Origin of the sequence: Legionella fairfieldensis ATCC 49588 (assembly GCF_000621525.1) — a bacterium.
GTDB classification, from domain to species: Bacteria; Pseudomonadota; Gammaproteobacteria; order Legionellales; family Legionellaceae; genus Tatlockia; species Tatlockia fairfieldensis.
The window spans coordinates 24,441-45,939 of the sequence record NZ_JHYC01000026.1 but is presented as its reverse complement, the minus strand read 5'-3'; the positions used below and the strand labels follow the sequence as shown (position 1 = coordinate 45,939).

The window sequence follows — 21,499 nt, the reverse complement described above, 5'->3', positions numbered from 1 at the left end:
GAGAACAGGAGCAAGCTTCTTGGAAGCAAAAACGAACTACACGGTGGTCGGCCTGGCTGTATTAATCCTTGTAGGCGCCCTACTTGCTACAGCTCTATGGCTATCCGTTGGCTTTGATCAAAAACAATACCGTATCTACGCAGTCTATCTTCGCGAAGCTGTATCGGGCCTTAGTGAGCAATCCGCTGTCAAGTATAATGGTGTCAAAGTCGGTTTTGTCAGTAAAATCGAACTTAATCACCAGGATCCTGAACAGGTTATTCTTCTGCTTAATATTGAGGAGGGTACCCCTGTGACAATAAGCACTACAGCCACACTAATTTCTCAGGGAATTACAGGAACGACGTATGTCGGGCTTTCAGCAAGTTCTTCGGATTTAACACCTTTGCAAAAAGCGCCCAATCAGCCCTATCCGGTTATTCCTGCCAAACCCTCATTATTTAACCAGCTGGATAGAGTATTGAAAGAGGTTTCGGAAAATGTTAATAAGGTAAGTCAACAGATCGGTCGAGTTTTCGATGCACAAAACGCGGCTTATTTAAAAAAATCACTGGCGAATATCAACAGACTTACGGGTGTTTTTGCTAAAAACGATACCGAGATTAACCATAGTTTAAAAAATGCAGACGTTCTTTTGCAAAATATGGCAGAAGTCAGTCGCCAGTTTCCAACGCTTGTTCAGGATATAAAAGTGGGTATTCATCGACTGGAAGACATGTCTACTGCTGTAGCGGATGCAGGAAAAGCTGTCACTACTACGATGGAAACAGGGAAAACGAGCATAGACAAGATTTCACAGCAAACGATACCAGCGATGGTTACATTGATACATCGTATTGATAGAATAGCAGCCAATCTTGAAAAAGTGAGTGCCCAGATGCGACAAAATCCTGCGGTAGTTATTCGTGGTACTACACCGCCTGTACCTGGACCTGGGGAATAGCGATGAATCGATTAAGTATCAGACTTTTTGTATTGCTGATTATCCAATGCATGCTATCCGCGTGTTCTCCTATTAAAACGCCGGTTAGCAACCAATACAAATTAACGGCTTTTAGTTCTGAATTGTCATCGACCCCCCTTAAAAAACGCTCTATTTTAGTGACTACCCCCGAAGCCGTTGCCGGTTATCAAACCGAACAGATGGTCTATATAAAAAAACCCTTTGAATTAAATGCTTTTGCTAACAATGCCTGGATCAATCCACCTGCTGATATGCTTTTTCCTCTTATTGTACAAAGCTTACAGCGTAGTGGTCGTTTTTATGCAGTTGCCTCAAGTCCGCACGCTGAATCAACCGACTATCGAATTGATGCACAACTCATTGAATTACAACAAAATTTTTTAAACAAACCCAGTGTCGTGGATTTGATTGTTAAAGTGGTATTAACTCATGTAAGCGATAACCGCGTCATTGCTTCGCGTATAATCAGTCAACATATCCGTTGCCCTTTTGATACCCCTTATGGCGGTGTAATTGCAGCAAATCAGGCGACAAAACGTTTTACTGCCGAATTAACTCATTTTGTCATCTCGCATGCAAAATAAAAAGATTAGGATTCTACTCATATAGCGAAATTGAGAAAACAATTGTACAATGACCCGCCATTGTGGCGCTTTTAAATAATTATCAAGAATTAATGAAGGAGATAAAGGATGAAAGCCAAATCATTTAAATTAGGGCTTGTTGCGGCAAGCATCGTGTTGCTCGCATCCTGTTCGAAAACACCAGGCAGTGCTGATGGCATGAGCGGACTTTCTGCGCATGGTCTGGGAGGATTTACTCGTTTTGCAGGACAGGAACCCGGTGAATCATATACTACACAGGCTCCTCATAACCAACGCTACCTTTTTGATTATGACGATAGCTCTTTTGCCCCCAAATATAAACCTTCTTTAATGGCGCAGGCTAATTACCTGACCACTCATCCCGGCGCGCGTGTTCTGCTCGCAGGCCATACTGACGAACGTGGCAGTCGTGAATATAACGTAGCCCTGGGCGAACGACGCGCTAATACTGTAGCTGAATTAATGCGCATGGCAGGAGTGAGTAGAAACCAGATTCGCGTGGTCAGTTATGGTAAAGAACGTCCTCTCTATTTAGGTCATGATACAGAAGCTCACAAACAAAACCGTCGCGTTGAGCTAACTTACGAGGCAACAAGATGATAAAATCACATCGACTTCTACTGAGTTTATGCTTTATCTGCTGTTTATCTTTTCAGGTATTCGCTGAAGCTCCTGTAGTTGATGACAGTGAAAATTTTGCAATTCTTGACGAACAACAGGCAGCCATGGAGCAGCCTGTTGCGAAAGCCCAACTTGATGATTACGATAACGAAATTGCTCTCGCACGCGATGATCAGGATCACCTAAGCAACAGCGATAATACGGCATTACTCAATAAATTACAGGGAATGCAACAAGAAATTCAGGAGTTACGTGGCCAACTTGAAATGCAGTCTCATGATTTAAAATTATTAAAACAGCAACACTTAGCTTTTTATAAAGATCTGGACACACGATTATCAGGAAACCCAACAAAATCTATACAGTCAGCACAAGCACCTGCCTCATTAGAAAAATCAACCGAGAAGTCTGTTATCGCTCAAACAGCCGCAGCGTCCTCTCCCGGATATTCTTCACCTACTCAGGAAAAACCAATCAATAAACCTGTTATCAGTACTTCTCGTAACAATCCTGCTGATGAACAAATCAGCTATCTGGCTGCCTATGATTTAGTAAAAAATAAACGCTACGACAATGCCCTCGTAGCCATGCAGACTTTTATTACTCAGTATCCCCAGGGAGGTTATACCGCTAACGCTCATTATTGGTTAGGCGAACTTTATATGGTAAAAAATAATTATCCTAAAGCGATTGAACATTTTGATCTCGTATTAAAACAATTCCCCTCCTCGAGTAAGGCAGCAGCCTGTACACTCAAAATTGGTTATGCGTTGGCCGCCTCAGGTAAAGCGAATGAAGCAAGACTAAGGTTACAGCAAGTCCTTAAAAATTACCCTGATACACCCACTGCTCAACTGGCAGCAATAAAACTGGAATCGTTAGGCGTCTCATGAAACAACCGGGTAATCAGTTACGCATCACGGAAATCTTTCATTCCTTACAGGGTGAATCAGTTACTGCCGGTTTGCCTACCGTTTTTATCCGTTTGACAGGTTGCCCTCTGCGTTGTCAATATTGTGATACAGCCTACGCTTTTAATGGGGGGGAAGTAACCGACATCGCGACAATTCTAAGGACAGTAGCTTCTTATGAATGCAGTCACGTTTGTGTGACAGGCGGAGAACCATTAGCCCAACCAGGCTGTCTTAACTTATTACAGCAACTTTGTGACTTGAATTATAAAGTTTCTTTGGAAACCAGTGGTGCTCGTGATATTGCAGCGGTCGATAAACGAGTCATGATTGTGATGGATTTAAAAACACCGGACTCGAATGAAAGTCAAAAAAACCTTTTTGCCAATCTGCAATACTTAAAGCAAAGTGATCAAATTAAATTTGTTCTTTGCAGTCGTAATGATTATGACTGGGCCTGTCAGGTTATAAAAGAGCATCAATTATTAAAACAGGTTCAAGTACTCTTTTCCCCTGTCTGGAATCAACTAAGCCCTACTCACCTTGCGGATTGGATAATACAAGATAAATTAGCGGTACGATTTCAATTACAGTTACATAAAATTCTTTGGAATGATATCCCCGGGCATTAAACATCCGTTCAGGAGGTATGTTTGGTTGTATTTGAATAAAATGTGAACCATGGCACCAATTTAAGGCCAACACCTACGTTCCGCGGCTTGACCGCGGAATCCAGAACGTACATTAATTCTGGTCACTCGGTCATCCGAGAAACGTTGGTAATGAAGAGTTGTCCTGAAGTGATGCTGTTGCGTGAACGCTAACAAGATTAATGTTTAAGGAGATAGGCTATGCAATGGTTTACCCAGGCACCAGCTAACATTGCCCTGATAAAATATATGGGCAAAAAAGACACAGAAAGTAATTTACCTGCCAATCCTTCCTTATCCTATACGTTGGATAATCTGGTCAGTTCTGTTGTATTAGAAAGTTACATGGGAAAAAAAGATCTGTGGGAACCCTTGGAGATACCAGGGGCGGCGACTTTTGAATTATCAAGCTCAGGCCAACAACGCTTTTTACGTCATCTGACTCGCATCAAAGACTATTTCAGATACACTGGCTCCTTTATTGTTCGCTCCACCAATAATTTTCCGCACAGCAGCGGGCTGGCAAGTTCCGCATCAAGCTTTGCAGCACTCACCAAATGCGCATCGTTGGCAATAAGTGAACTTACTAGTCAGCCTTTACCTTCTATAGAAGAACAAGCCAAATTAAGTATGCGAGGTTCTGGTTCCTCTTGCCGATCTTTTTTTTCACCATGGGCTCTTTGGCAAGAAGATAAAGTTGAAAGCATCCCATTAGCTTATACACAATTATATCATCAGGTTATTGTAATAAGTCATACGGAAAAACAGGTTTCTTCGAGTGAGGCCCATCAACGGGTTAAAACCAGCAATCAGTATGCTGCACGCGCCCATCGTGCTACAGAAAATCTGAAAGTTTTACTGGATGCATTCAGAACAAAAGACTGGGCTAGCGCGTACCAGATTTGTTGGCGGGAGTTTCATGACATGCATAATTTGTTCAACAGCAGTGTACCACCATTCCATTATATGACGGAAAAAAGTAAAGAAGTTTTGAATACATTAAAAGACTTATGGCATCGTGCAGGAGATGGCCCTATTGTGACGATGGATGCAGGGCCGAATATTCATTTACTTTATCGTATGGATCAAGTAGAACAGGCGCTTCAATTTAAACAAGATTATTTGGTTGGTAATTACGATGTTCTCTGATTTTCAGACTACTACTCACGGAAAATGGATTCTGGCAGGCGAACACGCGGTTCTTCGTGGACACGGCGCTCTCGTTTTTCCTGTTCAGCAAAAGAAATTGTCTCTCCACTATAAAAATTCTGATGAGGTACTCAGTGCTGATTACACAGGTTTCAGAGGCTCTGACATGCAGCTTCTGTTTTGGAGCGTATTAGAGCAGGGGCAAAAACTCCTCGGTAAATCACTTAGCCATCTCCGTGGTCATTTTCATATATATAATGATATCCCTATCGGTGTCGGTATGGGCGCTTCTGCTGCACTTTGTGTAGCAATGGCACGTTGGTTTAAGGCGCAAAATTTACTGGTTAATGACTCCATTTATGCCTTTGCTAAAAAGCTGGAAAATCTTTTTCATGGACAAAGTAGCGGGCTTGATATTGCTGGCGTTGCTACCGGAGCAGGCGCTTATTTCCAGGAAGGATTGGCTCACCCCATTAAAAAAACCTGGCAACCTCATTGGTTTTTATCCTCTTGTGGCCAAATCGGTATGACATCGCATTGTATTAATCAAGTCCACGACTTATGGCAGGCAGAGGTAGATAAAGCCACTTTAATTGATAAGCAGATGGCAGATAGCGTCATGAAAGCACGAACTGCTTTAGAAGAAAATACCGAACATTCTTTAAACTTATTAGCAGAGGCTATGCAACAAGCGGCAAATTGTTTCAGACAATGGGGTTTAGTCAGTGAAACTCTGGAACAACATATGCAAATATTACAAGATTCAGGCGCTCTGGCAGTTAAACCAACAGGCTCAGGGGGTGGTGGATATGTTATTAGTTTATGGGATAAAATTCCCCCTGACATACCCATTGAACTTATTGCTATTTGAATGACTGGCGGTTCCATAAGCGTGTTTACAATTCGGTTAATGCTTTTTACTCGGAGGAATTTTAATGTTTTCAATATTTGATACGTTTACCTTCAAAACCAGTGATTCTGTATGACTATTTTTTTAATTTTAATCTTACACATTATCTGTGGGTTTTTTGCCTTATTTTCTGCATTCGGCGCGATTTTTACTGCAAAAGGAAAACAAAAGCATCGACAATTCGGTCGTTTCTTTTTTTACAGTATGACAGGCTTATTCGTTACCGCTCTACCACTTTCTATCATCAAGCGGAATTTATTTTTATTTCTTATCGCAGTATTTAGTTATTATCTTGCCTTTTCCGGATGGCGTTATGCCAAAAACAGGCTTGGGCAATTTGCTAAATTAGATGTCACTATCAGTGCTATTATGCTTGTTATTTCATTAATTATGCTCGGAGTAGCTTTTTATAGCTTTAATCTGGAAAACTTTAAATCAGTGACATTACTTGTATTTGGAATAATTGGTGGCTTTTTTAGCATTTCCGATATAAAAATCTATTTATATCATAAAGCAGTCGGTCAATTTCGTATAGTTAAACATCTTTCCGCGATGTTAGGCGCAACTATTGCTGCTATCACTGCATTTTTAGTAACCAATGTCAAATTAGACCCCCCTATTATATTATGGTTAGGCCCCACTGTATTGCTTACGCCAGTGATTGTCTGGTGGAAAAATAAAATTCAGAAAGATCAATCTTATTCATAACAATAGTACTTGTATATTTTAATTTTTTCTGCGAACTTAAATGTTGCAGGAGAAGTGACTAAACTTATAAAGGACCATTAATCATAGGACATGCTAATAATGAAAGTGAAACTATTCTTATTAACTCTGTTTTTTTACCTTTCCTGGGGCATACCTATTTCCTATGCTGATATTAAAGTTGGCACAGTATTCTTTGAACCTCCATTTGTTATGTCAATTGATGAAGGATTTGACATTCAGTTAATGCAGGCTCTCTGCCTTCGTATACAAGAAAAATGCAGTTTTATACAAATGGATTTCCATAAATTATTTGCTGCATTAAATAATAAAACTATTGATCTCGCTATTGGAATTATTGCTATCACCCCACAGGATTTTTCTCGTATTTTTAGCTTGCCTTACATGGTGAGTAAAGGCCAATTTTTAATACTTCGCAGTAGTGCATTCAAGTCGGTCAACGATTTAATCGGCAAAAAAATAGGCGTATTAAAAGGGGGAGTAAGGAAAGGAGGTTTTATTGATTATCTGGTACAAAATTATAGCAAATCGGATCTGGAAGAATACCCTAATGTTGAAGATATGATTAGCGCGCTAAGCAATGGCAGTATCGATGCTGTTTTTATGGAAAAAGCAACGGCTTCCTATTGGAAAGAAAATGGAGAAGATAAATTCCAGTTTCTTGGTAACGATGTGATGATAGGAAGTGGTCTGGCTATCATGGCATTACCGGAAAACGCCAATTTGATTCAACGTATTAATCAGCAATTACAAAATATGGAAAAAGATGGTTCTTATCTATCGTTGTATAAAACCTATTTTACTGATTAAAATTTAAAAAGGCTAGTCCACAAACTGGTAAAAAATCTCATCATTTTTTACCATTCCCAATTCATAACGAGCTTGCTCTTCAAGTGCTTGCTCTCCACTTTTCAGTTCGATAATGTCCGCTTCTATGGCATGATTACGGGCAGTAAGTTTCTCATTTTCCTGGGTTTGACTCGTTAATTTTTTATCAAGTGCCAGCCACTCCAATATACCCCCGTCTCCCATCCACAATTTATATTGCAAACCGATGAGCGCCAGAAGCAAAATAATAATCAGAGATCGCATACTCAACCCGGAGAAGATTTTTTTTTATTATATACTTACCTCATCTATTTTTGCGACAGTAAGGTTAGACAAGAAATAAACGTATCTAATTTTTGAGTATTTTATGCACGTGATGGGTAATTGATTTATTTGAAGTTTCTTGACTTCCTATGATTTTTATTGATGTCATCCCCGCGAATAGCAGGGATCTTCTCTCAAGCAAAGTAATGAAGGCAAGTTGAGAATAGATTTCCGTTTGCACGGGAATGACTCAAAATAATACCTAATGGTGTTTAGCCAATCATACAAAAAGAGAGGATTGCAATCCTTTCTCAATATATTGCGCTGCAAAACACCGGTTAAATCGTTTAGCCAACCTGTTAGCGCGTTAATAGGGTTCGTCCCGCATAATTCAGAGATACCTCTTCATTAATGCGCAATAATTGATTATATTTTGCCACCCTGTCAGTCCGGCATAGAGAACCTGTTTTAATTTGCCCACAGCCTGTAGCTACGGCTAAATCAGCAATAAAAGAATCTTCTGTCTCGCCTGAACGATGCGATATGATGCAACGATAATTATTTTTATAAGCCAGGCGAATGGCTTGTCTGGTTTCTGTTAAAGTCCCGATCTGATTAAGCTTGATAAGAATAGCATTGGCTATTTTTTGGCTAATTCCTTCCTGCAAGATACTCGCGTTGGTTACAAACAAATCATCACCTACCAATTGCAGTCGATTACCCAATTGCGAGGTGAGTTGCTGCCATCCTTGCCAATCTCGTTCGTCCAACCCATCTTCAATACTCATAATAGGATAATAGTGCAGTAATTCTTTATAGTAATCAATCAGGTCTGTGCTACTTAATATTTTATTTTCAGATTTTAAATGATAAAAACCATCCTGAAAAAGTTCTGACGCAGCGACATCCAAGGCAAAAACGATGTCATGCCCTGGCTGGTACCCAGCCTTGTCTACTGCCTCCATTAATATATCCAACGCCTGCCGATTGGACTTCAAATCAGGCGCAAAACCACCTTCATCACCTACGGCTGTATGCAATCCTTGTTTTTTTAAAACAGTCTTTAACACATGAAAAATTTCTGTTCCCATCTGTAGTGCCGTTGCAAAATCGGGAGCACCCACCGGCATGAGCATAAATTCCTGAATATCCACATTATTATCCGCATGAGCGCCTCCATTAAGAACATTCATCATGGGTACAGGCATCATCATTGATTTTGATTCACCCAGACTGAGTACCTGATACAAAGGTTGATCAGTCTCGTTGGCATAAGCTCTTGCACACGCCAGGGATACGGCAAGAATGGCATTCGCACCTAACTTTGATTTATTATCACTGCCGTCCAAAGTACATAAACGTACATCAATTTCCTCTTGCTCCTGCACTGAAAATCCTTGCAACCCCTGATTGATATCCTCATTAATGTGTGTAACAGCCTGACGTACGCCTTTGCCGGCATAACGTAATTTATCCCCATCACGCAATTCATGAGCCTCGCGGCTTCCTGTAGAAGCACCTGAGGGAACGCTGGCTCTTCCCATTACTCCACTCGTTAAAATTACATCAGCTTCTACCGTAGGGTTTCCTCGCGAATCAAGAATTTCCCGTCCTTTAACACAAGCGATTTGCATTACTGATCCTCTGTTATAAGTTTTGAGGTATTGTTTTGCCAGAGAGAATTATTGTCAAGATAACAATGCCAGAAAGGAAAAAAAGCCACAAATTATTTGTGGCCGCTGAATCAATGAAGTGATATATCTATCCAATAAGCTTTAACACCAGTCTATTATTTCTGCAATACGTAGGTACCCGGTGCAGAAGGTAAATCCGGATCAATAACAGGAGGAGCAACACGTCTTGTACTGGAATGCTGTTTTAACCAATCGTTCCAGGCCAACCACCATGAACCTTTTTTTACTTCTGCCTTTTTCAACCAATTGGCCGGACCAAGATAATGATCGCCCTGCTGACGTTTATGGATACGGTAAAACCGTCCCTTGTGTCCTGGTTCACTCACGATACCCGCATTATGTCCGCCACTTGTTAATACAAAAGTCACTTCACCATTGATCATCAAATGAATTTTATAAACAGAACGCCAAGGCGCTACGTGATCGTTCTCTGTGCTGACCACAAACATAGGTATCTGAATATTTTCTGCCGCTACTGGTTCGCCATCTACGGTATAACGCCCTCCAGCAAAATCGTTATTAAGAAAAAGTTTTTCCAGATATTCGCTGTGCATTTTATAGGGCATACGAGTAGCATCAGCATTCCAGGCTAATAAATCAATCATGCCACGCTGTTTCCCGTTCATATAATCATGAATCATTTTAGACCAGATAAGATCATAAGAGCGCAACATCTGAAAAGAACCCGCCATCTGCTTGGTATCTAAATAGCCTTGCTCCCACATCATATTTTCCAAAAAGGCGACTTCACTTTTAGTAATGAAAAGCATTAGTTCACCCGCCTCTGTAAAATCGCCCTGGGCCGCCAGAAGCGTAAGACTGTTAAGACGATTATCACCCTCTCTGGCCATGGTTGCTGCGGTAATCAAAGACAGTGTTCCCCCCAGACAATAACCCATCAGATTTATTTTTGTTTTTGGAAAAGCAGCAGACACTGCGTTGATGGCTGCCATGGCTCCAAGATGATGATAATCATCCATGCTTAGATTGCGATCACGTGAATCGGGATTACGCCATGAGACAATAAAAACAGTATGTCCCTTTGATACCAACCACTTCACCAATGAATTTCCCGGTGATAAATCAAGAATATAGTATTTCATAATCCACGCTGGTATGATTAAAACAGGTTCTTTAATCACTTTTTTTGTCTGCGGTTCATATTGAATAAGCTCTATTAAATGATTGCTAAAAACCACCTTGCCAGGGGTTATAGCCACCTGCTTTCCGGGTATGAAATTCTCTACGCCCAGAGGCGGTACATCAAATAATTTGCCAAGCATGTCATCTATGGCAAGTTTGGTTCCATGGAATAAATTGGAACCATAGGAATTAATCGTTTCCTGAAATAACTCAGGATTGGTGAAGATAAAATTTGAAGGCGATAGCGCATCCATTATCTGCCGAGTTGCAAAAGATACAATACGCTCTACAGGTTTAGGTAAACCAGAAAGTTCCGTAGTAGCACGCCGCCACCAATCTTCAAACTGAAGAAAGTTTTCCGCCCATAGACACCATGGCAACTGTTGCCAGCTCTCTTCGCGAAAACGAATGTCTTTTCCATCGCTCTCTCTTTCTTCACAGAATACTTTATTTTTACAATCCCTGGCATGCAGGAGAGGATAAAGGGAAAGCTCTAAAAGACGACCAGGACAAAGTGCTAATTGTGAAATCCATGAGCAATAAGCAGTCGCTAAAGTAGCTGGACTTATTCCCGCAGTAACTTTCGCGATATTGGCCTGAAAAAAACGATCAAGGAATTTAAAAAAATCATTCACGTCTTTAGTAGCAGACAGAGAAGAGGCCTGTTTAATTATCGTTGGCAATATCGTTTCGGCTACGGGCATTGACGTACTTTGTTCCGGAAGCTGTTTTTTCGTTTGCGCATTCATTCCTGATCCTTGGTTCATGCTGATAAATTAAATGACTTTCTAATCCTCCGTTGTGGAATTTTGTCCATCCACAACATTTACTTTAATATATAGTGTAGAATTTTGGGAAAACTGATCCCCTACACGAATAACCTGTGTTGTAGAACTGGCCGAAGGCTGGCTTCCCTGGACACTCGCCAGTGAAACCCACTGGTTTAAAGGAACCATTACTGTCGTCACCACTTGCTGATCATCAAATTGTTGACTACTGACACGACTGTCTTGCTGCCGCATACGACGCACACTTAACTTCACTTGCTCGCCTTGCAAAACAGGCTGGACTAGCAAACCATTTTGTACCATACGCCGATCGTAAGAAATGCCTGGCGCCCAGCCAGCACTTACCGAACTTACCACAGGCTGATCCTGGCCAGTACTTACAAAAGCAGACTCACCATTCATTACGGTAACAGACTGGCTTTGCAACTGATTTGAACGAGACTCTGTACTGACAGTACTAATGGTGGAATCATTATTCTGAGTATCGAGCCAATCCGGGTCCCCCTGATAAATTGTAATTTTAAAAGTAACCGGTGGCTGATCCAGCTTGTGAAGGACTGTGCGTAATTGAGTCAAGGTATTTGGCAGTACTTTCACGACTAAAGTCTGACCTGAACCACTAATTTCCTCTCCATTCTGTAAAAGCGGTTGAACCAGAGGGATAATGTGATCCGCATTTTGATAACGCAGATCAATCACCTTGGTTATCATGGATGACTGAGCGAAAACATTAACGGTAAAAAATAACAGACTAACAAGCCATTTTTTCATAATGAGCAAACTCCCTGTCCAGACACTCACTATTATTCATTTCACAAGTGTAGCAGAAATACAATGTTTCAAACGAATTTATCTCTAATGCTTTCGAAACTTAAAATTCTTCCTCCACTTGCTCCTTCCCAAAAAGACCGTCTGTTTCTTATAAAATGTCCTGAATGTCTTTTATATCGAACTGACGTTAGTTATAATTGTAAAATCCTTCCTATATTATGTGCTTTACATGGGTAGCATATTCAATATGTTCGGGCCATCACCTATCAGGCCCATTGAACAGCACATGCGTAAAGTGCATCACTGTGCCAAACAACTGTACCCTTTTTTTGAAGCAATCCTGAGAAAGGACTGGCAAACAGCTACATCGATTAAAGAAAAGATTGCAAGTATCGAAAAAGAAGCGGACATGATTAAACGCGATCTCAGGTTGCATTTGCCAACCGGCTTATTTTTGCCGGTATCGCGTACCGATTTACTGGAGTTATTGAGTGCACAAGATCGCATTGCCAATAAAGCCGAAGATATTGCCGGACTTATTGTTAGCCGACAAATGATTATTCCAGAGATACTCGCCCCCCTGTTTATGCCTTTTTTACATCGATGCCTTGACGCGTCCAAACAAGCGTGTAAGGCGATCAATGAACTCGATGAGCTCCTGGAAAGCGGTTTTCGCGGTAGTGAAGTGAAAATTGTTGAAGAAATGATCATGACTCTGGATGAAATCGAGCATGATAGCGATGGTAAACTTGCCGATATAAGGCATCATATTTTTAAGCTGGAAAAGGACTTACCCGCAATTGAAGTAGTCTTTCTCTACAAACTGGTTCAATGGATTGGTGACTTGGCCGATCATGCCCAAACAGTGGGTGGTCGACTGCAAATTCTCATTGCCCGGTAGTAAATTCTATGGATTATTTAATTATATTGTTCTTTACCGCTATCGCCTTATGCTTTTTCATGACGTGGGGGGTCGGTGCTAATGATCTGGCCAACGTTATGAGCACCACAATGGGTTCAAAAGCAATTACTGTGCGTCAAGCCATGATTATCGCTTTGGTATTTGAATTTGCCGGGGCATTTCTTGGCGGCAGTGGTGTCACAGAAACCATGCGTGACGGCATTATTAATAACAGCCAACTATCCAATCAACCCCTTATTCTTATTGAAGGCATGCTTGGTGTTTTATTAGCTTGTACAGTATGGATGAATCTCGCCAGTTACCTGGGTGTCCCTGTTTCTATTACTAACGCCCTGGTTGGGTCTATGGTGGGTTTTGGTTCGGTAGTTTTAGGGCCTGATGCAATTCATTGGCAACAGGTTTCGCATATTGCTATAGGTTGGATTACGTCACCTCTTATTGCAGGAATCACCAGCTATGCGTTATTTATCAGTATTCAGCAAACTATTTTCATCAAAAGCGACCCGCTGGAGAAAGCAAAATGGTATGTTCCCATTTATCTCTTCCTCGTGGGCTCTGTTCTTTCTTTTATTACGGTTTTTAAAGGTTTGAATCATTTTGATATTCATTTGAATATCAAACAGGATCTGGCTGTTACACTGGCAACCAGTATTTCCATTACTATTATAGGTATGATTTTTATTAAACGCATTCCCGAAATGCCCAGAATCCGACGCAGGGAGCGTTTTATTCAGGTAGAAAAATATTTTGCCGTACTGATGGCTTTAACAGCCTGCGCTATGGTATTCGCCCATGGTTCAAATGATGTAGCTCTGGCAGTAGGCCCTTTGACAATTATTTATAGTCTGATAATGCATGCTAATCAACCTCTTGGTGCTGACAATTATCCTGCGTGGATTATTTTGCTGGGTTGTGGCGGCGTAGTGATCGGCTTTTTGATGTACGGCAGAAAAGTAATTGAAACGGTAGGTAGCTCAATCACTGCGCTTACACCCAGTCGAGCCTTTGCTGCTACCCTGGCAGCAGCAACGACCGTTGTAGTCGCTACCAGCACAGGTATCCCGGTATCAGCAACACAAACGCTCGTAGGCTCAGTGCTTGGTGTAGGTCTGGCGCGTGGTATCGGCGCATTGAACCTGAGAGTCATCCGTAATATTTTTATGTCCTGGGTTTTAACTTTGCCTGTAGCATCTTTATTAACAATTCTAGCGTATAAAATATTGCATGTATTGCTGGGTTAGTCAGATTGTAATGACTTACTTAAGGCTATTCCGTTTTAAAACAAGGTAGTCGTATTAAATGAAGGGAGAATAATATGCTTAAAAATCTTGGAGAAATAGCAAGAGCGAACATTAAAGGAGCATTAGCAAACCTGTTAAACAACAGTAAAGAAAACCGGGAAGAAATAGAGCCCCTTATTCACAACGATGAAATTAATCCCGCGCCTTTTAACGAAAGCGTAACCTCGAAAGCAACATTAGCAAATAGTAGTGAAGAAATAAAACAACTTATTCCTAATGATGAAAAAGTAACCATTAAAGCAGCATTGGTAGAAGTACTCAATGGCAGTAAAGAAAACCGGGAGGAAATAAAACGGCTTATTCGCAGCGGTAAAATTAATCTCGAACTTTTTAACGAAATTGGTGCGGAAAAGTTATCAAAAGTTTTTAGTAAGGGTTACTTTCAGGGAATGAATCTATTAGGCGTGCTTTTAACGCAAGGATACGGGGATTCATCTTCCTATGGCGATAAATTTTCGCTTGTTGAAGCAGAGCTGTTTGCACAACGTCAACGTCAGGATCTGATCCAATTTATAACCCATTTATCCGCGCAGCAACGATTCGTCCTTTTAAGTACGGTATCTCTTGATCCTAAAAACTCTCATTGCAATGAATCGCTGATATACAGTTTTACCCTTAACCCTGAATATAATAAAGCATCGATCTATGAGTGGACCAAAGACTTCACTATTGAACAACGATTGACTATTTTAGAAACCATTCCTCAAAAACTCATAATTAAGTGGTACGATAACACGTTATTTAAAGACATTTTTGTTAAAAACTTGTCAAAAAAAGAAGTAGAAGAAAACATTATACGTATAAAAAAAACTTATTCCGATCATCCAGACATTATCGAACCTGTTCTGCTCCAGCTCTTAAGATTTATAAATTCCGATCAGTGGTCTGAGAATATGACTTTACTTATAAATGCATTGAGCTTTAAACAATTCATGGAAAGGTTATCTCAATTGCCATCAACACATCAGGATAACTTTTACGCCTTAATTAATGCGAAAAAATCTCTGCTTATAGAGCAAATCTTCGAACAATATGACTACCAGGAACTACTGGACTATTACAAACAATCCGATGTTAATTCAAAAGAATATTCCCTTGTGAACTATTTGTGCTTTAAAAAAGTTGCTTTGATCATTAGCAGTAAACATATATTTACTACAAGAGAGCAACACGAGATAGAAAAATTTTTATCTGATTTGATGTCTTTTTATTCCCAAATACAGCCAACATTTGCTCTTATACAAGACGCGCACACTAAACTCGGTATATTGATTAACAAGATTAGTAATTTTAATGTCGCTAAAACCTTTTTTGAGAATCATCTGACAAAAACCAGGAATCAGGTTTTTCTTGATATAAAAAACAATTCACCTGACAATGCCTTGAGAAGTTACGCGCATTACTTGCAAATTAAAGGTACAGGAGGAGATAACGAAGAACAAATCCGCTCATTGGCAATTGGATATAGCCAGGCGTTGGAAAAGCAATTAAACAATAAATCAGGTTCCCACACAGCCTATCGCACGTCCTCCCCTCTTTTTTTCGAGCCTCAAGAAAAAATGTCCATCCTAAAAGAAGAGATTACTCTTCAAGGATTAACACCCGAACAAAACGAGGAGATTATACAAAACTCCCAACTTTCACAATAAACTTGCTAATAGTCGATACTGATTAAAAGTAAGTGTTCACGGAATAGGTAATTAAGAAGTATATAACGTCAATGTCTTTCCCGCGCAGGCGGGAAACTATCTACAAATTAGATATAGTGCTAATTTTATGGATGTGGGTTACCGCCTACACGGGAAAGACGAGTCATGGAACAAAGTCTGGAAGAGCAAATTTGCATATCCCGTGAACACTTACGATTAAAATGCATCCCAAATTTCACCTTGTTCATCTTTATGTTTTGCATGATCACGAAGATGAGCAATACGTTGATTTTTTTCAATTTCTTGCTGCTGGGATGCCGATTTTTTATGAGTGGCATCAAACTCAAAAAGAAATTTGTCATAAGGACTTACATAAGCCTTATCAATGTCATTATTGTTACTCATATAACTTAACCCTATAGCATCAAATTGATGATTTTATCGCGTTTTAAGCTCGGTGGCCATTATTAGATACGCGTTTGTCTCATACAGTTTAAGTATTCAAGGCTTTGATGCGCTTTTGCATAGCGCTCTCGATTACATTCCGGGTTTTTATAGAGAAGTACAATCAAGCAAATTAACTTAAAAATGTTTGCCTGTTAGTACCTTGGCGGCAGACAATTAGACCAAGGCTGGCCCTCCCCGATTTATCCAAGACCCCTCGCCTTTTTTTTAGGGCGACCTTCCTCTTCCTTTTTCTCTTTATTTTCTTGATTATTATCGGCTGCCCCAAAAAGAGTATGACGCTTGGGATCTTCTTTATTGCTCTGCGTAGTGTTTGGCTTCATGTTTTGCATCAATTGCTGACTTCTATTGTAGAGTTCGATAAAAATCGATCCTGTTTTCCCTAAAGAATAGTTAGTATTAAAATTTTCTAGTTGATCAGAGGTTATTTTTCCTGAAATAACTAAATGGCAGAGAAAATTTTGCAATTCAGCTGAAAAATTGTCCCTTTTACTTAAAGCTTCAACTAATGCCTCAAGGGCATGATAATTATGGGCTAATTTTGCTATCACCACATCATTATATAAAAAATCTTTTAACCCGCGTTCATCGAAGCAAGTATTTTTGCCAATTTCACTAATTGCTTTTTTCAACAATATATAGGCCTGATCTTCAATTTTATTCTCAACAGTTGCTTTGGATTTTGCTACTTTCATAATAGCAGGTGTTGATTCCAGTAGAATTTGCAGGTCTGGCTTCTGCTGTAAAATAGCGTTAAGTAGTGAAACAAATTGTTCTGGTATTATTTTAGGTAAGGCAAAAATAGCATTAAGTGTGCTTGAATTTACAGCATATTTTTTTTCATCGCCTTCTGGTAATTCCATATTATAGAGAACCCAGTTGGTTACAATCTCCCCTTGCTCTGTTGTGAAATATTTAGAATTTAATAGAGCGGGTAACATATCAAGTACATAGCCTGCATTTTTTTTCATTAACTCGCTTAACCTGATAAACCATTTTGCGTATTGACTTTCAGATAAGTAGGACGATTGAAAAATGTGAGACAAAACAAGGGGTATTTCCCCGCACTCTTCGGCGAAATCATCACTCCATAGATTCTCATCGCACAAATATTTGTCGAATTTCTCTATTAAGCTTTCAAATTGCTCTCGAGTAATTTGCGGAGCAGTGAGAAGAGGAGGTAACATTAAAAATATATTTTCTATATCACCGTCATAACTATAAACAGCATTGAATACTTCTACAAAATCATTGGAACGAAGCCATGGCAAATAGTCACAAGACGCAGCGATGTCCCAAAATTTTTGATTGGTACAGATTACTTTCACTTGGTCTTGCAATTTATTTTTTTGCTCCGTGGAAACGCCAGGTATCAGTTGAATAAAATTGTAGAAAAAATTTCCTTCTGTAACAAAGGAAACGTCAATGTCTTTCACTAGCTCGGCTAAATAATCAAACTGTTGTTGGGTTAATTCAGGCAATGTAAAGAGATTAGATAATTGGATTACAAGTTCCTCTTGCAAATATTCTGTTGTTGACTGTATTTCAGCGAACACTTCTCCCAATTGCTTTTTTGATAATTCAGGTAAACTATTATCTAATATATTCAGATAATGCGCTTGCAGCTGCTCATCTTGTCCAACTTTGAAAGATTCTGAAATAATTCTGTTAATTAACTTATCTAATTTATTATTTTTAAACCTGGATAAGCTCAGTAAGACAGGCATTATATCAGGAAGATAACACCTAATTACCCCTGCAATCAGTTTATTAGTAAGCTTGCTCTTCTCTTCAGGGTTGCCTAATGCGTTCCAATACCTGGTAAGAAGTATCTTACTATTACTATTACTATTCGATAAAGAAATTGATTCCTGGAAGATAGCTTCTTTTAAGAGCGGCATAAGTTTCGTAAAATCCATATTCGGCTTTTTTAAGCAAGAAATAAAAACCTGTCTTGCCAGGTACATAGATGAAGCACCTGGATTTAATAAGTATTGCACACTAAATAGATAGGCGACATCAAAAAAATCTAATTGTTTTGAATTTTCATAGAGAGACGAGAGACTTTTGTTTATCTCTTCTGCAATTAGACCTCCCTGATGCCCAGGCTTAACGGAGATTTCTCCTGCTTTTTTGTCTAACAGATGTTCACTTATATTTTTAAAGTGAGCAATATAACTGTTGATAATTACCTGCCAAGTTTCCCCCTTCCCCTTGCTTGCTTTGGCTATTGCCAGAACAGTGGGTAATGCTTGCAATACTGCTATCATTTTGGGTTGATCCTGACTGCGAAGGCCATGATCAATGTAAATAAGTAATTCTGTTATATCTATTTCAGGTGTTACGTTATTTAATTGATGTATTAGTAATAAGCAAAGGAATTTATAATCAAGAGAACCCTTTATTCTTTTAAGAGCAGTGTTTAACGAATTCATATCAAGAGGTGGTTTTATTGAAGACTCTAGCCAATACATCATTAGACTCTTCTGGAAGTATAACGATTTCTCATCAGTGAGAGCAAATATTGTTCTAATGGCTGCCTCCCTGGTAGCTGAGTCAGCTCCAACAGAAAGCTTTTGTAAAACATCCAAAGGAAGCTTTTGCAAAGCAGTCGAAGGAAGTTTGCTGATAAAAAAGGGGTACGTATTTTCTACAGAATGGCTTTCAGTATTTGGCATGTTTTTCCAGAAAAGCTAAATATGAGATTATTATAATATTTTGAACAATAAAAAAACATTCAAACAACTAGCAACAATTAAATGATTAAAAGTCTTTCATTTCAAAAAATTCAAACGTTAGCTAGAATTAATGATAAAAATACCCCTGCTCATTTAAAAAATCACTAGATTGTTTTAGCTCAGAGCCGGATAATAAGATCAGGAAAACCGATATGATTATTAAAAAAGCGGAATTACATGTTCATTTGGAAGGAACCATTACACCTGCACTTGCAAAAAAACTTGCTCAACGTAATAAGCTACAACTTCCTGCCACCTTAATTTCATCCGATGAACAAAGTTATCAATACGCTGATTTTTTCGGTTTTTTAAAAGCTTATGATGAAGTTGCAGCTGTTATTAAACATCCACAAGACTATTACGATATTACTTATGACTATCTTCAATCGAACGCTAAAGAAAACACCATTTATGTAGAAATGATGTACTCCCCTGATCATGCGGAGCAATCCAGCGGCATTCCCTCCACTGAACATTTACAGGCTATTCAACAGGCTATCAATGACGCAGAAGAGAAATTCCAGATTATAGGTCGTATTATCATTACCGCCGTACGTCATTTTGGCTCAGAAGCAGCCATTAAAGTAGCCCGACAAGCCTTAAAAGAAAAGGTCCCTTGTATCGTTGGCTTTGGTCTTGGTGGTGACGAAATCAATTTTCCGCCTAAATTATTTCGTAAGGCTTATACGATTGCTTCTGAAGGCGGTCTTTCTTGTACAGTACACGCAGGAGAATTTGCCTCAGCCCGTAGTATGTTAGAAGCGATGGATTGTCTACCTATACGAAGGATAGGTCATGGGGTACAAGCAATTCATTCCGCTGAAACCATTCAGGAACTCAAAGCGCGTAATATCGCATTGGAGATCTGTCCTTCCAGTAATCTTGCTCTGGGTCTTTTCAAAGATCTTAAAAGTCACCCAATAGCTCACTTCGTGGAAGCAGGTATTCAAATTAGTCTTGGCTCAGATGATCCACCCTTTTTCCGTACAAATTTGGCCAATGAATATCAAAAAGTACAGACAGCCTACCAGTACTCTGACCAACAGATGAATACTTTTACTGGCATGGCCATTGATTCTGGCTTTATGGATCACAAAACAAAACAGAAAATTAAAGCCTGTTTGGAACTATCAAAGTAATGGAGTCAACATAAGAAGAATGCCTACGTCTCGAAACAAGACAATAGGCTCGGTTCTTTCATTAATTTAATTCGTAAGTGTTCACGGAACATATAATTAAGAAGTATATAACGTCAATGTCTTTCCCGCGCAGGCGGGAAACTATCTGCAAATTATACACAGTGCTAATTTTATGGATGGATTCCTGCCTGCGCGTGGGAAAGACAAGTCATGGGACAAAGCCTGGAAAAGAAAATTTGTATATCCCGTGAACACTTACTTTAATTCTTCCATATATTGACGAAGCTTTTTCATGGCATTTTTCTCAAGCTGACGCACTCGCTCAGCGGATACACCGTATTTATTTGCCAGGTCATGCAGAGTGGATTTGTCATCTGCCAGCCAACGTTGCTGAAGAATATCCTGGCTGCGCTCATCAAGACGCTCCAAGGCATAAAACAGATGTTCACGACCCCGTTCTCCGCTTTTTTCCTGCTCAATAAGGTGGGCAGGGTCACTATGCTTATCATACAAATAATTGGCAGGGGCTTTAAACGCTTCGTCCTCATCATCTGACACTGGCGAATCATAAGAAGCATCCATAGCGTTCAGGCGTTGTTCCATGATTAAAACATCTTCTGGACTCACACCCAAATCTTTGGCAACACCATTAATTTCTTCACTACTTAACCACCCCAGGCGGGTTTTCATTTGTCGCAGATTAAAAAACAACTTACGTTGTGCTTTAGTAGTAGCAATTTTAACAATACGCCAATTCCGCAGCACAAATTCATGAATTTCGGCTTTTATCCAATGCACTGCAAAAGAAACTAACCGCACACCCATCTTTGGGTCGAAGCGTTTAACCGCTTTCATCAGCCCAACATTACCTTCCTGAATTAAATCATTCAAAGGTAAGCCATAACCTAAATAACCCCGTGCGACACGCACTACATAGCGTAAATGTGCAAGCACCAGGTGACGGGCACCTTCCAAATCGCCCTCATTATGAAAGCGCTCGGCGTATTCATATTCTTCTTCAGCAGAAAGCATCGGTATTTGATTGACCTGATGAATGTAGGCATCAAGACTACCCACAGGTAAACTTAAAGAGGCTAACTGCAACTGCTGATTCATGCTATTTTCCTCCAATTACAAAATAATAGCACATTGATAAAACGATAAATAATTGGTATTTCCTGGTTCATCATTTAATTGTGTGCCAAACATATAAGATAATGAATAGTTGACTTTCTATTATAATCCTTTAATTAATATATGT

General features: G+C 39.6%; 20 protein-coding genes. 13 read left to right on the top strand and 7 right to left on the bottom strand.

Annotation, left to right across the window (positions count from 1 at the left end; translation table 11 throughout):
• Nucleotides 1-19 precede the first annotated feature (19 nt).
• The 9 genes from T345_RS0108160 (at nt 20) to T345_RS0108120 (ending at nt 7,346) form a co-directional block, all read left to right on the top strand.
• Nucleotides 20-943: an MlaD family protein gene (locus T345_RS0108160; protein WP_028388923.1), complete on the top strand. Its 924-nt coding sequence runs from the start codon at nt 20-22 to the stop codon at nt 941-943.
• Between the two features lie 2 nt (nt 944-945).
• Nucleotides 946-1,548, top strand: a complete 603-nt coding sequence (locus tag T345_RS0108155) for an ABC-type transport auxiliary lipoprotein family protein (protein ID WP_028388922.1) — start codon at nt 946-948, stop codon at nt 1,546-1,548.
• Between the two features lie 108 nt (nt 1,549-1,656).
• A complete protein-coding gene (pal, locus tag T345_RS0108150) occupies nt 1,657-2,169 on the top strand; it encodes a peptidoglycan-associated lipoprotein Pal (RefSeq protein ID WP_028388921.1) in 513 nt (170 codons plus the stop codon).
• On the top strand, nt 2,166-3,083 hold the full coding sequence (ybgF, locus tag T345_RS0108145) for a tol-pal system protein YbgF (protein ID WP_028388920.1): 918 nt from the start codon (nt 2,166-2,168) through the stop codon (nt 3,081-3,083). The genes pal and ybgF overlap by 4 nt, the downstream gene beginning before the upstream one ends.
• Nucleotides 3,080-3,733, top strand: a complete 654-nt coding sequence (gene queE, locus T345_RS0108140) for a 7-carboxy-7-deazaguanine synthase QueE (protein WP_028388919.1) — start codon at nt 3,080-3,082, stop codon at nt 3,731-3,733. The genes ybgF and queE overlap by 4 nt, the downstream gene beginning before the upstream one ends.
• Nucleotides 3,734-3,952: 219 nt before the next feature.
• Entirely contained in the window at nt 3,953-4,900 is a 948-nt protein-coding gene (locus tag T345_RS0108135) for a diphosphomevalonate decarboxylase (RefSeq protein WP_028388918.1), read from the top strand.
• Entirely contained in the window at nt 4,890-5,771 is an 882-nt protein-coding gene (locus T345_RS0108130; protein WP_028388917.1) for a mevalonate kinase family protein, read from the top strand. Before T345_RS0108135 ends, T345_RS0108130 begins: the two co-directional genes overlap by 11 nt.
• A gap of 111 nt (nt 5,772-5,882) precedes the next feature.
• Nucleotides 5,883-6,518, top strand: coding sequence for a hypothetical protein (locus tag T345_RS0108125; protein WP_035918522.1), 636 nt, complete (start codon nt 5,883-5,885; stop codon nt 6,516-6,518).
• Nucleotides 6,519-6,617: 99 nt separating this feature from the next.
• Nucleotides 6,618-7,346 (top strand): transporter substrate-binding domain-containing protein, encoded by a 729-nt coding sequence (locus tag T345_RS0108120; protein ID WP_035918519.1) that lies wholly within the window; start codon nt 6,618-6,620, stop codon nt 7,344-7,346.
• 12 nt (nt 7,347-7,358) lie between these two features.
• On the opposite strand, the gene ftsB is transcribed toward T345_RS0108120, so the two are convergent.
• The 4 genes from ftsB to T345_RS0108100 form a co-directional block, all read right to left on the bottom strand.
• Nucleotides 7,359-7,628, bottom strand: a complete 270-nt coding sequence (ftsB, locus tag T345_RS0108115; protein ID WP_028388914.1) for a cell division protein FtsB — start codon at nt 7,626-7,628, stop codon at nt 7,359-7,361.
• 359 nt (nt 7,629-7,987) lie between these two features.
• On the bottom strand, nt 7,988-9,262 hold the full coding sequence (gene eno, locus T345_RS0108110) for a phosphopyruvate hydratase (protein WP_028388913.1): 1,275 nt from the start codon (nt 9,260-9,262) through the stop codon (nt 7,988-7,990).
• Between the two features lie 155 nt (nt 9,263-9,417).
• Nucleotides 9,418-11,214 carry an alpha/beta fold hydrolase gene (locus tag T345_RS0108105; RefSeq protein ID WP_028388912.1) on the bottom strand — a complete coding sequence of 599 codons (1,797 nt, stop codon included), beginning with the start codon at nt 11,212-11,214 and terminating at the stop codon, nt 9,418-9,420.
• A 39-nt stretch (nt 11,215-11,253) separates the two neighbouring features.
• Nucleotides 11,254-12,027: a type II/III secretion system protein gene (locus T345_RS0108100; protein WP_028388911.1), complete on the bottom strand. Its 774-nt coding sequence runs from the start codon at nt 12,025-12,027 to the stop codon at nt 11,254-11,256.
• Between the two features lie 244 nt (nt 12,028-12,271).
• Between T345_RS0108100 and T345_RS0108095 the strand changes: the two genes are divergently transcribed.
• The 3 genes from T345_RS0108095 to T345_RS0108085 all read left to right on the top strand — a co-directional run bounded on the left by T345_RS0108095 (nt 12,272) and on the right by T345_RS0108085 (nt 15,896).
• Nucleotides 12,272-12,925, top strand: coding sequence for a TIGR00153 family protein (locus T345_RS0108095; RefSeq protein ID WP_028388910.1), 654 nt, complete (start codon nt 12,272-12,274; stop codon nt 12,923-12,925).
• An 8-nt stretch (nt 12,926-12,933) separates the two neighbouring features.
• Complete coding sequence (locus T345_RS0108090; RefSeq protein ID WP_028388909.1) at nt 12,934-14,187, top strand: inorganic phosphate transporter; 1,254 nt, start codon at nt 12,934-12,936, stop codon at nt 14,185-14,187.
• 74 nt (nt 14,188-14,261) lie between these two features.
• Entirely contained in the window at nt 14,262-15,896 is a 1,635-nt protein-coding gene (locus T345_RS0108085) for a hypothetical protein (RefSeq protein WP_028388908.1), read from the top strand.
• Nucleotides 15,897-16,112: 216 nt separating this feature from the next.
• Here T345_RS0108085 and T345_RS0108080 read toward each other — a convergent pair whose 3' ends face one another.
• Nucleotides 16,113-16,301, bottom strand: a complete 189-nt coding sequence (locus T345_RS0108080; RefSeq protein ID WP_035918514.1) for a CBU_0585 family protein — start codon at nt 16,299-16,301, stop codon at nt 16,113-16,115.
• 242 nt (nt 16,302-16,543) lie between these two features.
• A complete protein-coding gene (locus T345_RS0108075; protein ID WP_028388906.1) occupies nt 16,544-19,039 on the bottom strand; it encodes a hypothetical protein in 2,496 nt (831 codons plus the stop codon).
• A 212-nt stretch (nt 19,040-19,251) separates the two neighbouring features.
• Here T345_RS0108075 and T345_RS0108070 point away from each other — a divergent pair, with 212 nt between their 5' ends.
• Nucleotides 19,252-20,238 (top strand): adenosine deaminase, encoded by a 987-nt coding sequence (locus T345_RS0108070; RefSeq protein ID WP_028388905.1) that lies wholly within the window; start codon nt 19,252-19,254, stop codon nt 20,236-20,238.
• A 255-nt stretch (nt 20,239-20,493) separates the two neighbouring features.
• Here T345_RS0108070 and rpoH read toward each other — a convergent pair whose 3' ends face one another.
• The gene (gene rpoH, locus T345_RS0108065) at nt 20,494-21,354 is read right to left on the bottom strand and encodes an RNA polymerase sigma factor RpoH (RefSeq protein ID WP_028388904.1); all 861 of its coding nucleotides are present in this window, start codon (nt 21,352-21,354) and stop codon (nt 20,494-20,496) included.
• Nucleotides 21,355-21,499: the final 145 nt, after the last annotated feature.

Coding starts and splice junctions, on each gene's coding strand:
- T345_RS0108075 (WP_028388906.1), bottom strand. CDS start 19,039: ATGCCAAATACTGAAAGCCATTCTGTAGAAAATACGTACCCCTTTTTT.
- ftsB (WP_028388914.1), bottom strand. CDS start 7,628: ATGCGATCTCTGATTATTATTTTGCTTCTGGCGCTCATCGGTTTGCAA.
- rpoH (WP_028388904.1), bottom strand. CDS start 21,354: ATGAATCAGCAGTTGCAGTTAGCCTCTTTAAGTTTACCTGTGGGTAGT.
- T345_RS0108155 (WP_028388922.1), top strand. CDS start 946: ATGAATCGATTAAGTATCAGACTTTTTGTATTGCTGATTATCCAATGC.
- T345_RS0108105 (WP_028388912.1), bottom strand. CDS start 11,214: ATGAATGCGCAAACGAAAAAACAGCTTCCGGAACAAAGTACGTCAATG.
- pal (WP_028388921.1), top strand. CDS start 1,657: ATGAAAGCCAAATCATTTAAATTAGGGCTTGTTGCGGCAAGCATCGTG.
- queE (WP_028388919.1), top strand. CDS start 3,080: ATGAAACAACCGGGTAATCAGTTACGCATCACGGAAATCTTTCATTCC.
- T345_RS0108135 (WP_028388918.1), top strand. CDS start 3,953: ATGCAATGGTTTACCCAGGCACCAGCTAACATTGCCCTGATAAAATAT.
- ybgF (WP_028388920.1), top strand. CDS start 2,166: ATGATAAAATCACATCGACTTCTACTGAGTTTATGCTTTATCTGCTGT.
- T345_RS0108085 (WP_028388908.1), top strand. CDS start 14,262: ATGCTTAAAAATCTTGGAGAAATAGCAAGAGCGAACATTAAAGGAGCA.
- T345_RS0108070 (WP_028388905.1), top strand. CDS start 19,252: ATGATTATTAAAAAAGCGGAATTACATGTTCATTTGGAAGGAACCATT.
- T345_RS0108095 (WP_028388910.1), top strand. CDS start 12,272: ATGTTCGGGCCATCACCTATCAGGCCCATTGAACAGCACATGCGTAAA.
- eno (WP_028388913.1), bottom strand. CDS start 9,262: ATGCAAATCGCTTGTGTTAAAGGACGGGAAATTCTTGATTCGCGAGGA.
- T345_RS0108130 (WP_028388917.1), top strand. CDS start 4,890: ATGTTCTCTGATTTTCAGACTACTACTCACGGAAAATGGATTCTGGCA.
- T345_RS0108120 (WP_035918519.1), top strand. CDS start 6,618: ATGAAAGTGAAACTATTCTTATTAACTCTGTTTTTTTACCTTTCCTGG.
- T345_RS0108090 (WP_028388909.1), top strand. CDS start 12,934: ATGGATTATTTAATTATATTGTTCTTTACCGCTATCGCCTTATGCTTT.
- T345_RS0108125 (WP_035918522.1), top strand. CDS start 5,883: ATGACTATTTTTTTAATTTTAATCTTACACATTATCTGTGGGTTTTTT.
- T345_RS0108080 (WP_035918514.1), bottom strand. CDS start 16,301: ATGAGTAACAATAATGACATTGATAAGGCTTATGTAAGTCCTTATGAC.